This window comes from Neorhizobium descurainiae, from assembly GCF_051400715.1.
Lineage (GTDB): Bacteria > Pseudomonadota > Alphaproteobacteria > Rhizobiales > Rhizobiaceae > Neorhizobium.
Genome location: NZ_JBLFFK010000087.1, coordinates 1 through 970, shown reverse-complemented (window position 1 = coordinate 970; position 970 = coordinate 1). Strand labels below are relative to the sequence as shown.

Here is a 970-nt window from a genome sequence, read left to right as displayed (position 1 = left end):
AGCGGCTCATCATCCAGTTCGTAGAGGACGATGCCTTCCTTGCGGATGTCGGAGAAGAAATATTGCCCCTCCTTGAGATAGGTGTTCACCTCGCGCCTGGAATGCACGATGAAGCTCACCGGGGTCTCGATCGACTTGTCGCGGATCAGGCGGTCGGCGGCCTTGTGCCAGTATTCGGCGAAGTCGCACAGCCTGCGGTCGTTGACGATGATCAGCAGATCGAAGTCCGAGCGATACCCCTTCATGGTGAAGGGCTCGTCGACCCAGCCGCCCTTGGCATAGGAGCCGAACAGGATGATCTTCAGGATCCTGCCGCGCTTCTTGAACTCCGCCGCGCCCCCCTTCAGCACGTCCTCGAACTCCTCGTGGAGGATTTCCAAGACCCGCTCGAGTTCGCGCTGCTTGCGAGGGGGGATATGATCCAGGGACGACTTCATGAGCGATGGTTAAGCGAAAGAACCGCCGCCGTCTACTCGCAGATTTGATAGCTGCCGGGCGGAACGTTTCGAGAGATGAGCCCCAGGCTAGATGTTTAGTCCCGGCATTTGGTGGAGCGTGCAAGGGTGCTGGTCCGAGGCGACTGCCATGCCAGTGGACCTCCCTCCCGACCCTATGTGGAAGAACAAACCCCAAAGCACTGTCGTCTGTGCATAGCGAGGTCGCCAAAAGCTTTCCATGGATCGTGCCCCCGGACCACCCCCTCTTCCGCCAACCGGTGCGAGGCCGAGCGACACCCACTCACTCCTCCCGCATCGCTCTCGAAATCTGATCGGCGAGAGGCTTTACCAGATAGGAAATCGCGCTGCGTTCACTGGTCTGGATGAAGGCTTCGACGGGCATGCCGGCAACCAGGACAAGGTTACCCAGCTTCTTCATTTCCTCCGGCATGATGCGGATGCGGGCCGTGTACCAGGCTTCGCCGGTCTGGGGATTGTGAATGAGATCGGCCGCGACCGCTGCGACGGTTCCG

Annotated in this window: 2 protein-coding genes; both read right to left on the bottom strand. The window is 60.0% G+C overall.

The features are described 5' to 3' along the window. The coding region (locus ACMGE0_RS33535) for a nucleotidyltransferase domain-containing protein (RefSeq protein WP_436820168.1) at positions 1-437 on the bottom strand (437 nt) is incomplete at its 3' end. A 301-nt stretch (positions 438-738) separates the two neighbouring features. Then, positions 739-970 (bottom strand): beta-barrel domain-containing protein (locus ACMGE0_RS33530; protein WP_495885029.1); only part of this gene is annotated, 232 nt, incomplete at its 5' end.